Origin of the sequence: Saccharothrix syringae, assembly GCF_009498035.1 — a bacterium.
GTDB lineage: Bacteria > Actinomycetota > Actinomycetes > Mycobacteriales > Pseudonocardiaceae > Actinosynnema > Actinosynnema syringae.
Genome location: NZ_CP034550.1, coordinates 8,751,622 through 8,764,627 on the forward strand (window position 1 = coordinate 8,751,622; position 13,006 = coordinate 8,764,627).

12 protein-coding genes are annotated in these 13,006 nt (G+C 72.6%); 1 reads left to right on the top strand and 11 read right to left on the bottom strand.

Annotation, left to right across the window (positions count from 1 at the left end):
* Nucleotides 1-163: 163 nt before the first annotated feature.
* The 4 genes from EKG83_RS36340 to EKG83_RS36355 all read right to left on the bottom strand — a co-directional run bounded on the left by EKG83_RS36340 (nucleotide 164) and on the right by EKG83_RS36355 (nucleotide 3,839).
* Nucleotides 164-382, bottom strand: coding sequence for a hypothetical protein (locus EKG83_RS36340; protein WP_153278676.1), 219 nt, complete (start codon nucleotides 380-382; stop codon nucleotides 164-166).
* 876 nt (nucleotides 383-1,258) lie between these two features.
* Nucleotides 1,259-2,725: a cellulase family glycosylhydrolase gene (locus EKG83_RS36345; protein ID WP_033427886.1), complete on the bottom strand. Its 1,467-nt coding sequence runs from the start codon at nucleotides 2,723-2,725 to the stop codon at nucleotides 1,259-1,261.
* A gap of 153 nt (nucleotides 2,726-2,878) precedes the next feature.
* Nucleotides 2,879-3,286, bottom strand: a complete 408-nt coding sequence (locus EKG83_RS36350; RefSeq protein ID WP_033427887.1) for a type III secretion system chaperone family protein — start codon at nucleotides 3,284-3,286, stop codon at nucleotides 2,879-2,881.
* 4 nt (nucleotides 3,287-3,290) lie between these two features.
* The gene (locus tag EKG83_RS36355) at nucleotides 3,291-3,839 is read right to left on the bottom strand and encodes a TetR/AcrR family transcriptional regulator (RefSeq protein WP_170191751.1); all 549 of its coding nucleotides are present in this window, start codon (nucleotides 3,837-3,839) and stop codon (nucleotides 3,291-3,293) included.
* A 45-nt stretch (nucleotides 3,840-3,884) separates the two neighbouring features.
* Between EKG83_RS36355 and EKG83_RS36360 the strand changes: the two genes are divergently transcribed.
* Nucleotides 3,885-5,495, top strand: coding sequence for an AMP-dependent synthetase/ligase (locus EKG83_RS36360; protein ID WP_033427889.1), 1,611 nt, complete (start codon nucleotides 3,885-3,887; stop codon nucleotides 5,493-5,495).
* Here the strand turns inward: EKG83_RS36360 and EKG83_RS36365 are convergent.
* From EKG83_RS36365 to EKG83_RS36395, 7 genes are all read right to left on the bottom strand, one after another.
* A complete protein-coding gene (locus EKG83_RS36365) occupies nucleotides 5,483-6,322 on the bottom strand; it encodes a DUF998 domain-containing protein (protein ID WP_063741239.1) in 840 nt (279 codons plus the stop codon). The two genes, EKG83_RS36360 and EKG83_RS36365, sit on opposite strands and share 13 nt — an antisense overlap.
* Nucleotides 6,323-6,362: 40 nt before the next feature.
* Entirely contained in the window at nucleotides 6,363-6,917 is a 555-nt protein-coding gene (locus EKG83_RS36370; protein ID WP_033427890.1) for a DUF305 domain-containing protein, read from the bottom strand.
* A gap of 32 nt (nucleotides 6,918-6,949) precedes the next feature.
* Entirely contained in the window at nucleotides 6,950-7,963 is a 1,014-nt protein-coding gene (locus EKG83_RS36375; protein WP_211268987.1) for a LacI family DNA-binding transcriptional regulator, read from the bottom strand.
* Nucleotides 7,964-8,018: 55 nt separating this feature from the next.
* Nucleotides 8,019-9,719: a discoidin domain-containing protein gene (locus EKG83_RS36380; RefSeq protein WP_153278677.1), complete on the bottom strand. Its 1,701-nt coding sequence runs from the start codon at nucleotides 9,717-9,719 to the stop codon at nucleotides 8,019-8,021.
* On the bottom strand, nucleotides 9,716-10,558 hold the full coding sequence (locus EKG83_RS36385; RefSeq protein WP_211268988.1) for a DUF1996 domain-containing protein: 843 nt from the start codon (nucleotides 10,556-10,558) through the stop codon (nucleotides 9,716-9,718). The genes EKG83_RS36380 and EKG83_RS36385 overlap by 4 nt, the downstream gene beginning before the upstream one ends.
* Before the next feature lie 488 nt (nucleotides 10,559-11,046).
* Nucleotides 11,047-11,628, bottom strand: coding sequence for an isopentenyl-diphosphate Delta-isomerase (gene idi / locus EKG83_RS36390; RefSeq protein WP_033428056.1), 582 nt, complete (start codon nucleotides 11,626-11,628; stop codon nucleotides 11,047-11,049).
* A gap of 25 nt (nucleotides 11,629-11,653) precedes the next feature.
* A complete protein-coding gene (locus EKG83_RS36395; RefSeq protein WP_033427893.1) occupies nucleotides 11,654-13,003 on the bottom strand; it encodes a class I adenylate-forming enzyme family protein in 1,350 nt (449 codons plus the stop codon).
* Nucleotides 13,004-13,006 lie beyond the last annotated feature (3 nt).

Below are 13,006 nucleotides of genomic sequence, written 5' to 3' on the forward strand. Positions count from 1 at the left end.
CACGTGCGTCGGGGCGGGGTGCGCTGCCCTTTCGGGCAGCCGGGCCGGAACGCCGTTGTGGCGGTTCGGGCTGTCGTACCCGGTGGGAGGCTGAAAGCAGGGGTCCCCTGGGCGACAACCCCTGCGGAGCGACGCGATCGGGCGGCTGATCGCACCGACCGGCTCAGCCCCGCTTGAGCTTCCGCCCGGCGGCCGCGACGACGGTCGTCGTCAGCACCACCACGACGTACACCACCACCTTGGACCACCCGGTGGGGTCCCGGGTCGGGGTCCCTCCCGTCCGGGCGGCGCACAGGCCGGCCTGGGGCTGTCCCGACCTCTCGCACCCCCGGACGCCGAGGGTGGACCAGGGCGAGGGGGCGCACCAGACGACGAGCGCCACCGGCACGGCACGCCCGGGTTTGCACCGGGTTTGCAACCGAAGCCGACCACCAGGTCTTGCAGGGATGCCCAGAAGCGCATCAACCCGCCGGCGGCGCGGTGGTACCGGCGAACGGACTCGTACTGGACGCGCCGCACCTCATTCTTCCTGCGCGGCGGCGGCGAGGCAGGAGGCCAGTTGCGCGTAAGGCTGGGAGGAGTGGCCTGCTCGCTCCACTTCAACCGCGCTTCCGACGACAGCGGCGAGGAGAGGCGGCGGTAGGCGAAGCCTTCCAGGCCGAGCGGGCCGGTCGACGGCCACGAGTGCCGCCCATCGGCCAGCAGGCCGACTTTGGAACGACGTGCGGTGGCGGAGTCGAGCACTACGGCCTGACCGAACTCGGTGCCGCGCATGTCGACTTCCCCGACGACCTCGGCGCCGGCGAGGTCCAGGGCTGCTCCGCGCCGTTCACGACCTGCCTGGGGATCGTGGGGCTTCCCCCGGGTGGAGGACTTGAGCGGAATGCCGGACACCTCGGACTCGAACTGGCGTCGTTGAGGAAGGAGCCCGCCCGCACCGTCCGCCCCTCGTCCCAGGCTTCCGCGGAGCGCGGGTTGTTGCGAGCCGGATCCGGGTCGCCGAGATCCGACTCGTCCCCTCGGGAGAACGCTTCAGAGCAGTCGGCGCTGCGCATCCGTCCAGTCGTCCGCGGAACTGCTTCGCGACTTTTCGCCGGGACTGTTCGACACACCGCCCCCGCGATGATCCACATCGTTCATCGTGGGCGGACACCGCAGCGTCACGACTCGAACTCGACGCGGAACGCCCTGGTCGGCGGCGTACCGGTCGGCGTACCGGTCGGCGGACCGCCTGAACGGCCGCCGACCGGTCGGCCGGTCAACTGGTCGGGAAGTCGTCCGGCGTGCGCATCCGCTCGCGGATCCACTGACCCGCGGGCTTGAGCACACCCGTCCCGGTGAAGGTGCTGCCCGCGCAGGTACCCTCCTTGAACACCGCGCCCGACCGGAAGTCGTCGGAGAAGTTCCAGTTCGTCCAGCCGATCTTGTTGGCCGCCAGGAAGTCCAGGTACTTCTGGCTGTACGCGAAGTCGTTGGCCCCGTCACCGGTGTAGGTCTGGGTGCCGAACTCCGTCACGAAGATCGGCAGCCGGGCCGCCGCGCGGGTCAGGGCGGCGAAGTACTCGTCCTGGTGCGACGCCGCGTAGAAGTGGAACGTGTACATGAAGTTCGTGGCGTTGATCGGGTTGTTGACGATGTCCTGCTCCGACCGCCCGTCCGAGATGCCCAGCGAGCCCCAGCCGTGGGTGCCGACGAACACCACGGCCTCCGGGTCCTGCGCCCGGATCACCGGGATCATCTGCTCGGCGTAGGACTTGATGCCCGCCCACGACACGTTGTTGGGCTCGTTGGCGATGTCGTAGATGACGTTGGTCTTGTCGCGGTGCCGGGCCGCGACCTCGGTGAAGAACGTCCGCGCCAGCGCGATGTTGGCGTTGGGGTCGCCCGGGTCGAGCTGGTGCCAGTCCACCAGGGCGTACAGGCCCCGCCGGGTGGCCTCCTCGATGTAGCCGTGCACCAGGTCGGTGAAGCGGCGCGGGTCGGTCTCGTAGCCGTCCTCCTGCACGTACATCGAGATCCGCAGGACGTCGGCGCCCCAGTCGCCGGCCAGGGCGTCGAGCGACGCGGGCTTGACGCACTGCGCGTACCACTGGATGCCGTGGGTGCTCATGCCGCGCAGCTGGATCGGCTTGCCGTACCGGTTGCACAGCTTGGTGCCGCACACGCGCAGCTGCCCGTTGACCTCCGCCGGGCGGGCGGTCGCCGGGGTGCCGACCGTGACGTCGAGGCGGTCGAGGTTGGGGCCGCCCGCGGTGGTGGTGGCGGTGGCGCGGACCCGGTTCACGCCCGCGACCAGCGGGGCGGTCACCGTGGCGGTCCGCCACGTGCTCCACGCGCCGGTGCCGGGGAACGGCACGCCGCCCGCCCGCACCACGCCGTTGACCGAGACGTCCACCGGGCGGTTCGCGGTGGTGCCGTTGGCGTAGCGGAAGCCCAGGGTCGCCTGGCCGGCCGCGGCCGCGGTGACGGTGAACTCGACGTAGCCGCCGGGGGCGTTGTCGTAGTTGACGAACCCGCTGCCGGTGTAGCCGGCGTGGTTGGACTCGGTCGCGCCGCCGGCGACCACCGCCGCCTCGGCCTGGTGCTCGACGGCGGCCTGGGCGACGGGCCCCGGGGCCGCGAGGCCGGCCTGGGCGACGGGTCCGGCCTGCGCGGCGGGTTGCCAGGGCGTGGACAGGGCGAGGGCCGCGACGACGGCGAGGGGCCATCGGGGACGGGGTGCCAAGGGGTGCCTCCCACGGGTCGGGGGGTGAACGCGAAGGCGGCGGCGAATCAGTTAGGAAAGTTTCCTATCTGTTGGCAGGATCACAGCACCCCCGGAGGTCCCCTGTCAACGGCTCGCCGGACGCCCGGTCTTCCCGGTCGCGGGAGGCCCCGATCAGTAGTTGTCGCCGCCGAAGAAGGTCTCCTCCAACCGGTCGGCCGTGCCCGCGAGCAGCGACAGCGGTTCGGTGAACTCGTGGATGTCCAGGTCCGCCAGCGGCAGCGAGTGGCGCAGCACCACGTGGTCGCCCATGATCGCCGCACCGCAGGCGATGGTGGAGTTGCCGATCTCGGTCAGGAACGCGTGCAGGTCGACGTCGGAGGCCAACCCGACGGGCGAGGCGATCTGGACCCACTCGTGCAACCGGTCGAGCACCTCGCGCACCAGGATGATGACCTGCGTCCGCTCGTCGTCCTCGTCGAACTGCTCGAAGTTGAACAGGATGCGGATCTCGTCCTCGTTCTCCGAGATCACGTCATAGGTGTCGTGCACGTAAGCGGCGAGGTCGCCCCAAGTGGCCATGCGATCACCCTACGGGCGCCACCGCACCCCACACGGCATCAGCCACCAGATCCACTGCGGGCCCCAGGTCGAACCCGTGCCGCAGGTGGCGCCGGGCGCACTCGTGCGCCGGTCCCATCACCACCGGGTCCAACGCCCACAGCGGCACCTCGCGCAGCTCGCCCGCCGCCATCCGGGCCGCGAACCAGCGCGCCACCGGCCGGAACGCCGCGAGCTTCACCGCCGGGTCGGCGGACTCCGGTGCCGCGTAGAGGAAGTGGGCGCGCCCGGGGTGGTCGGCCACCCACTCCAGGTACCGCGCCACCACCGCCCGCACCGCCTTCCGCGCGTCACCGACCTCCAGCGCGGGCACCAGCGCGGCCATGCAGTGCGCGAAGCTCTCCCGGTACAGCACCGCGAGCAGGCCCGCGCGGCTGCCGAAGTGGTGGTAGACGCTGCCGTTCGACACCCCGGAGCGGGCGGTCAGGGCGCCGATGGTGACCGCGTCCAGCCCGCCCTCGGCGACCAGCGCGAGCGCCGCGTCCAGCACGGCCTGCTGACTAGTCGATCTCACTTGGCTAGAGTACCGCTCTAGAGCGCCGCTCCAGAGGAGGTCACCGTGGCCCGATCCATCCCCGACCTGCTGCGCGAGCGGGTGCGCGCCACCCCGGACCGGGAGGCGCTGCGCCACCGCGACGGCGACGCGTGGAAGTCGATGACGTGGGCCGAGGTCGGGGAGGAGGTGCGCAGGCGGGCCCTGGGCTTCCGGCAGCTCGGCGTGCGCGACGAGGTGCCGGTGGCGATCATGGCGGCGACCAGCGCCGACTGGATCCTCACCGACCTGGCCGTGCTCGCGGCGGGCGGCGTGACCACCACGATCTACCCCAGCAGCACGCCGGAGGACGTCGCGCACATCCTCCACGACTCCGGCAGCGCGCTCGTGGTGGCCGACCCGGACCTGGCGCACAAGGTCGACGCGAAGGTCGTCACCCCGGACTGGGCGCCCGACCACCCGGAGGGCGACTACGACGCCATGGTCGACGAGCTGACCCCGGACCGGCTGGCCACGCTCATCTACACCTCCGGCACCACGGGCAGGCCCAAGGGCGTCGAGCTGACCCACGACAACTGGCTGCACACCGCCGAGGCCATCGACGAGCTGGGCATCCTCGGCCCGGAGGAGCTGCACTTCCTGTGGCTGCCGATGTCCCACGCGTTCGGCAAGGTGCTCCAGGTCGGCATGATCGCCACCGGCACGCCCACGGCGGTGGACGGCAACGCCGACCGGATCGCGGCCAACCTCGCCGAGCTGCGCCCGACCGTGGTGGCCGGCGCGCCCCGGATCTTCGAGAAGATCCACCAGCGGGTGGTCGCCTCCATGCGCGAGGCGGGCGGCGTGAAGGCGAAGCTGTTCGAGTGGGCGGTGGGCGTCGCCGAGCACCCCGGGTGGAAGCTGCGCAACGCCGTCGCCGACCGGCTGGTGTTCAGCAAGCTGCGGGCCCGCGTGGGCGGCCGGATCAAGTACTTCGTGTCCGGCTCCGCGCCGCTGTCCCGGCCGGTCGCCGAGTTCTTCGAGCACGCCGGCATCACCATCCTGGAGGGCTACGGCCTCACCGAGTCCAGCGCCGCGTCGTTCGTGAACCGGCCGGGCGCCAACCGGATCGGCACGGTCGGCCGGCCGCTCAAGGGCACCGGGGTCCGCATCGCCGACGACGGCGAGGTGCTGATCGGCGGGCGCGGGATCATGCGCGGCTACCGCAACCTGCCCGAGGAGACCGGGAAGACCCTGGTCGACGGGTGGCTGCACACCGGCGACATCGGCGAGCTGGACGAGGAGGGCCGGCTGCGGCTCACCGACCGCAAGAAGGAGCTGATCAAGACCTCCGGCGGCAAGTACGTGGCGCCGCAGGCGGTGGAGGGCCTGGTCAAGGCCAACAGCCCCTACATCGGCAACGTCCTGGTGCACGGCGACCAGCGCAACTACTGCGTCGCGCTGGTCACCATCGACCGCGACACCGCGCCCGCCGACCTGGACGCGGACGCCGAGGTCGGGCGGGCCGTGGAGGCCGCGAACGCCAAGCTCGCCCGGCACGAGACGGTCAAGAAGTTCGCCGTGCTGCCGGAGGACTTCACCGTCGAGGACGGCACCCTCACGGCGAGCCTGAAGATGCGGCGCAAGGAGATCGAGACCCGTTACAAGGACGTGCTGGACGGGCTCTACGCGGGCTGAGCGCCGGGCACGGGCGCGGTGCCGGGGGCCGGCACGTCGCCGGGGGCGGGCGCGGTGCCAGACGCCGGCCCGGTGCCGGACGCGGGAGCGGACGCGATGCCGGACGCGGTGCCGGCGCCGGGCAGGGGCCGGGGGTCGGGCGCGGGCCGGGCGCCGCGCGCCGGGTGCGAGCACGCGATCGCCCACACCCCGGCCACCAGCACGGCGACCACCTCGGTCAGCACCAGCACCCGCTCGACGTAGCCGAGCGGGAACACCCGCCACCACGACGTGCCCACCACGGCGTTGACCAGGATCGCGTACAGCAGCGGGCTGAACGACAGCGCGGACAGCACGCCGAGCCGGAACGTCCACCGCGCGTGCGCGCCCCACACCGCGTCGCGCACCCACGGGCGGGCCAGCAGCACCATCGCGATCGGCAGGCTGATGAACGCCACCAGGCTGCCGAAGCGGTGGATGCTGCCGCTGACGCTCGGCCCGATCGCCCAGTTGTTCTTCGGGAAGATCACCACCAGGGTCAGGCCCACCGACCACGCGACGAACGCCAGCGCGCCCACCGAGTGCCACCGGGTCATCCCCCGCCCGACCAGCACCGCGAGGATCGCCAGCGACCCGAGCACGAGCAGCACCACGCCCGTGTCGAACACCCAGCGGTACGGCCCGAGGGCGTACTCGCTGATGGTGCGGCGCAGGTGGTGGGCGGACCCGGTCAGCCGGACCAGGTCCAGCCCGCCGACGAGGACGACGGTCAGCACGACCGCGGCGGCACCCGCCAGGGCCAGGTAGCGGGCCGGGGATCGGGTCGGCGCGGGGTCAGCGGTCAGCACAACGGACGAAACGGACGGTGACCGCCCGGTGTTCCGGTGTTCAGGAAACCGACAGCTTCGACAGGTAGTCGGCACGCGCCCGCTCGATCCGCCCGGTCAGCTCCAGCAGCCCGGCGTCGGCGCCCGCGGCCAGCTCCGAGCGGGCCACCGCGGCGGACTCCTCGAAGTGCCTGCGCAGCAGCACCCGGGCCTCGGCGTCGAACTCCGCGCCGGCCAGCCGGTCGGCGGCGACCACCTCGTCCCGGGTGACCATGCCGGGCATGTCGTGGCCCTCGTGCTGGTTCAGGTAGGTCGCGCCGGCCCGCTCCAGCACGCCGTGCAGCTCGGTCAGCTCGCCGCGGTGCCCGACGCCCGCGCGGGTGGCCAGCTCGGCCAGCGCCGGGTCGGTCGCGCGGGCCCGCACCGCGTCCAGCAGCGGCAGGGCGGACTCGGCCTGCGGGATGGCCAGCTGCACGTACGCGGCGTCGGTCGGGTCGAGACCGCCGGCCGAGGTCGTGGTGGGTGGCGGCGCGGTGGTCGTCGGCGGCGGTGCCGGCTCGGCGCCACACGCGCTCAACGCTCCCACCAGGGACAACAGGACGAACAGGCGACGCACGGACCCTCCCGGGGACACGAGCGCGTGAACGGCTAGCCGGACCTGCGGACCACCAGGGTCGGGGCGAACACCACGGAGCTGACCGGGCGGTCCGGTCGCTCGACGCGCTCCACGAGCAACCGGGCCATCTCGGCCGCCATGTCCTCCACGGGCTGCCGCACCGTGGTCAGCGGCGGGTCGCACTCGACCGCGGGGCTGCTGTCGTCGAACCCGACCACCTTCACGTCCTCCGGCACCCGCAGGCCGTGGTTGCGCAGCACCGGCAGCGCGCCCGTGGCCATCAGGTCGGAGGCGACGAACAGGCCGTCGAACCCCTCCCCGGCCCTCCCCTCGGCGGCCACCAGCTCCCGGGCCGCCGCGGCGCCGCCCTCGCGGGAGAAGTCGCCCTCGACGACCAGCGGTTCGGGCAGGCCGTGCCGGGCCACCGCCTCGCGGAAGCCCCGCAGCCGGTCCTGGCCCGCGGGCGCGTCCAGCGGCCCGGTGATCGTGGCCACCCGGCGGCACCCGCGGGCCACCAGGTGGTCGACGGCCAGCCCCGCGCCGGCGGCCTGGTCGACGTCGACGTAGGTGATCGGCATCGGCCGGACCGGGCGCGCGGCCAGCACGACCGGCAGGTTCGACTCGATCAGCAGGCGCGGCAGCGGGTCCGCGCCGTGGGTGTGGATCAGGATGACGCCGTCCAGCCTGCGCTGCCGGACGTCGTCGACCACCTCGCGGTGGCCGCCGGGGTCGGTGGTGGTCAGCACCAGCTGCACGCCCAGCGGTCGGATCACCGGCAGCACGCCGGCGACCACCCGGCCGAAGTACGGGTCGTGCAGCGTGCGCCCCTCGTCCGGCAGGACGAGGCCGATCGCGCCCGCCCGCCGGGTGACGAGCGAACGCGCCGCGCGGTTGGGGGTGTACCCGGTCGTGGAGATCGCCTTCTCCACCACCTGGCGCAGCTCCCGGTCCACCGTGGCGACCCCGTTGACCACCCGGGACACCGTGGCCCGCGACACCCCCGCGACCCGCGCGACCTCCTCCAGCGTGACTGGTCTGCGGTCCACGTCAGCCTTTATACCGGGAGGTGCGATCCCACCGGGGCGGGATCGCACCTCACCGCTACTGGTAGACGCGGACGTAGTCGACCAGCATCCGCTGCGGGAAGGTGGTGCCGGCGTCCGGCGGACCGGGCCAGTCACCGCCCACCGCGTTGTTGAGCAGGATGAAGAAGGGCTTGTCGAACACCCACGGCCCGCGGGTCGCCTCCACCGTCGCCTTGTCGATGGTGAGGACCGTCACGCCGTCGATGCTGAACGTGATGCCCCGGCTGTTCCAGTCGGCCCGGAACAGGTGGAAGGCGTTCGCGTAGTCCTGGCCGATGTCGCGGACCTGGCCGATCCCGCCCCCGCCGAAGTACGCCGGGCCGTGGATCGTCTGGTACGCGGTGTTCGGCTCGCGCCCCAGGTGCTCCATGATGTCGATCTCACCGCTCGCGGGCCACGGCGTGCCCTTGAAGATGTCGGTGCCGAGCATCCAGAACGCGGGCCACAGGCCCTTGGTGCCCGACACCTTGATCGACGCCTCGAAGCGCCCGTAGGTCCACGACGCCTTCCCCTCGGTGATGATGCGCGCCGAGGTGTACTGGCAGGTGCCGCTGCCGCTGACCGGGTCCACCGGGCACGCCGAGCCCGGCGTCACCTCGCGCCTCGCCTCCAGCACCATGTTGCCGTTGCCGTCGGTGAAGGCGTTGCGGTTGTCGGTGTAGTACTGCAGCTCCGCGTTCTGCCCGGTGCCGACCTCCGGACGCCACTTGGCGGGGTCCGGCCGCGTGCCCGCGGGCGCGTTGAACTCGTCGCTCCACACCAGCCGCAGCGGGTTGCCGGGGTCCGGGGCCTGCGGCGGTGGCGGCGTGGGGCTGCCGCCGGTGCCGTAGACCTGGAACTCCCACAGCGAGTACCCGTACGGACCGCTGCGCTTGGTCAGGTTCACCCGGACGTAGCGACCCGTGCCGGTGACGTTCAGGGTCTGCTTGAAACCCGTGCCCGTCGTGGTGCTGTGGATGGTGGTCCACCCGGACGCGTTCGCCGAGGTCTGGATCTCGAACCCGGTGGCGAACGCCGGGTCCCACTGGAGCACGACCTTGCTGACCTGCGCGGTCGCCCCCAGGTCGACGTAGATCCAGCCCGGGTCGACCCAGCCCGTGGTGGCGCTGGTGGCCCACCTGGTGGCCGGGTTGTAGTCGGTCACCTTGGCCGGCGTGCAGCCGGGGCACGCGCCGTCGTCCTGGAACGACGAGGCGAACGCCGGCTTGTTGTACGACAGCAGCTGCTCGCCGCCGCCGGGCTGGCCGCTCGTGCCGGTCCGCACGGCGAACTCCCACAGCGACACGCCGTACTGCGTGGCGCGCGCCGTGGCGTAGAGCCGGACGTAGCGGCCGGTGCCCGTGAAGGTGATGTCCTGCGTGCCGCCCGTGCCGGTGGTCGTGGAGAACACCGTGGTCCAGGCGTTGCCGTCGGCGGAGACCTGGACCTGGTACGCCGTCGCGTAGGCGGCCTCCCAGGTCAGCGTCGCGCCGCACACCTCGCGGGTGGTGCCGAGGTCGACCCGCAGCCACTGCGGGTCGCCGAACGCGCTGGACCAGCGCGTGCCCGGGTTGCCGTCCACCGCCGAGGCGGCGGTGAACGGGCTCCCGGTCTCCACCGACGACGCGGTCACCGGTGCGTTGAGCGCCGCGTTGGCCGTGCCGCACTCGGCCGCCCCGGCCGTGACCGGGACGAGCAGCGGCAGGACCAGCGCTAGCGCGGCGACCAGGCGCTTCACGACGGCCGGCCGTCCGCGCCGCACTTGATGATCGGGTTGATGCAGTCGCGCACCCGGCGGGCCAGCTCGGCCTCCGGCCACGCGTTGAAGAAGTCGCCGTGCATGGTGTAGCCCGGGCCCGAGGCCAGCCGGAAGCCGGCCGGGTTGCCGCTGACCGGGTAGCGCAGCACCTGGCGGAGCTTCGGCACCGGCACCGGGTGGGTCGACGGGCAGGCGCCCCCGACCGGGTAGGACATGTGGGACTTGTGGTCCGCCGAGTCCAGGTCACGGCCGTTCCAGCACTGCGGGAAGTCCAGGTACGACTCCAGCATGGTGCCGGACGGGCAGGTGACGAAGTCCTTCGACGGCGCCACCTGGCCCGCGTGCAGGCACGACCACCGGGCGTTGGAGCTGGGGTCGTTCACGCCGGTGGCCTTGGCGTTGCCGGCGACGATGCGCAGGCCGAGCGGGAACGGCTGGATGCGGGCGGTGATGTCCTCGCGGACGCCCTCGCCGAGGTAGTAGAACGTGGTGCCGGTCGGCTCCACGGGCTGGTTGTTCACGTAGAGGGTCGGGACCCAGTACGAGGACAGGTCGACGCCCGGGTTGCAGTTGCTCGTGCCCGCGAGCAGGGACTGGACGGTGGTGCGGGCGTTGGTGGTCCGGTTGCCGAAGAAGCTGTGCATGTGGGAGGCACCGGGCAGGTTGGGCGCGACGATCGGGTCGTCCGGCAGGCGGTGGCTGTAGGGGCAGTCGGCGAGGAACTCGGCGACCCGCACGACGTTCGCCCCGACCTCCTGGGGGGCGGGCGCGGCGGAGCCGGGGACGGTGACGAGGGCCAGCCCGCAAACGGCTGCCACCCCCGAGGCGAGTGCCGTGACCATACGACGCCATCGGCGAATGGTGGGGATCACGACTCCCCTTTCGTAGACGTTACGAGTGGGTTTCGGAGAGCGCTCTCACAGCGGAACGTAAAACCGCACCCTGTATCAGTCAAGGAAAGAAGCCATTTCCGGTCCAACCGTAACAACTTCCGAGAGAGCGCTCTCTCACCTCCCCACCCCTCCGAACGCAGAACTCGGGGGTCCCGAACGTTCGACACACCAGCTCCGAACGTTCGACTCGCGCACCCTCACCGCATGACACGCAAGCCCCGAGCGCATGACACGCCGGTGGAAGCGCTCCCACCCCGCGCGTGTCATGCAGTCAGGACGCGCGTGTCATGCGCTCAGGACCGGCGTGTCATGCGCTCAGACCGCGCGTGTCATGCGCTCAAGCCGCGCGAGTCGAACGTTCGGGACCGGTGTGTCGAACGTTCAGGGCCCCCGAGTTCTGCGTTCGCGCGCGGTTAGAGGGTGGCGGCGGCGGGGAGGGTGGTGGCGGGGGCGGTGGGCCAGGCGAGGGGGTCGGGGCCCAGCTCGTGGAGTTCGGCCACCTGGAGGGCGCACCAGGGGGAGATGGGGCGGGCGCCGGCCAGGACGGCGGGGGCGAAGTCGGCCCAGGGGACCCACTCGAACGAGTCGACCTCGTCCGGGTTGGGGGTGGGAGCCGGGTCGTCGGGGACGATGCCGCGGAAGACGGGGCACATCTCGTTCTCGACGACGCCGTTCTCCATCACCGCCCGGTAGCGGAACGCGGGCAGCACCAGGTCGAGGGGGGTTTCGGCCAGGCCGAGCTCGTCGTGCAGGCGCCGGGTGACGGCGAGCCGCAGGGGCTCGCCCGGTGCCGGGTGGCCGCAGCACGAGTTGGTCCACACCCCGGGCCACGTCTTCTTGTGCAGCGCGCGCCTGGTCAGCAGCAGCCGCCCCGCCCGGTCGAACAGGTAGGACGAGAACGCCAGGTGCAGCGGGGTGGACGCGTGGTGCACGGAAGCCTTGTCGGCAACGCCGATCCCGGCACCGGACTCGTCCAGGAGCACGACTTGTTCCACGACGCCCACCCTGCCACACCGACGATCAACGCGCGCCGGCGAGCACCCCTGGATCGCGCACCAGCTTGCCGCTGGAGGTCCGGGGCAGCGCGGGCAGCACGCGCACCCGCTCGGGCAGCTTGAACTCGGCCAGCCGGTCCGCGCACCACCCGGCCAGCTCGGCGGGGGTCAGCCCGTCCGACGCGCCCGCGTACGCCCGCACCACCCCGTCGTGCACCACGACCGCCTCGGTGACCAGCGGGTGGGCCAGCAGCGCCGCCTCCACCTCGGTGAGGTCCACGTTGAAGCCGCGCACCACGACCAGCGAGTCCGCCCGCCCGAGCAGCCGCAGGTTGCCGCGCCCGTCGAACTCGCCGCGGTCGCCCGTGCGGAACCACCCGTCGGCGTAGCGCGAGGGCCCGTCCTCGGCCAGGTAGGGCGACTCGTCCAGGGCCACCTCGACCAGCCCGTCGCGCACCCGGATCTCCGTGTCGGGCATCGGCGGGCCGACCGACGGCCGGGACGCGCCGGTGACGTCCATGGTCAGCGCGCCGGTCTCGGTGGTGCCGAAGCACTCGCCGACGCCGAACCCGTAGGCGTCGGCGAACCGCTCGGCCACCTCGGGCCGCATCAGCTCGCCGCCGGAGAACGCCGCGCGCACCGACCGCATCGCCGACGGGTCGGCGGCCGCGGCGAGCCGCTCGAAGTGGAACGGCTGGCCGGTGATGAAGTCGACCTGGTGGCGCTCGACGGCCTTGAGCAGGTCCTCGGCGGCGTGCCGGGCGGGGAACACGATCTCCACGCCGGCGGCCAGCGAGTGCAGCAGCCCACCGACCAGGCCGAAGCTGTAGGCGGGGTTGTTGAGCAGCAGCAGCCGCTCGCCGAACCGCGTCATGCCGTCGGCCGCGCCGAACCGCGCGACCTCGCGGGTGATCGAACCCGTGCTGCGCCCGACGACCTTGGGCCGCCCGGTGGAGCCGGAGGTGAGCTGGACCAGCCGGTGCCCCGTGGCGGCGGGCACGCCGCCCGGCAGCCGCTCGGTCACCAGCTCGTAGCGCTCGCGGAAGGTGTCGCCGGCGCGGGTGGTGGCGCGGACGAGGTGCTGCGGGCGCGTCAGCTCCAGCAGCACCCCCACCTCGACCGGGGTCAGCCGGTGGTCGACCGGGATGACCCTGGCGCCGAGCGACCACAGCGCCAGGACCACCTCGAACTGGGTGAAGCTCGGGGGCACCTGGAGCATCACCGCGGTGCCCTCCCCCACCCCCGCGGCGGCGAACGAGCCGGCCTCGGCGGCGACGGCGGCGCGCAGGGCGCCCCGGGTCGTGGTGTGCTCGTGGGTGAACACCGGCACGTCGTCGCCGTGGCGGCGCAACAGGTCGGTGACGAACTCTCGCATGTG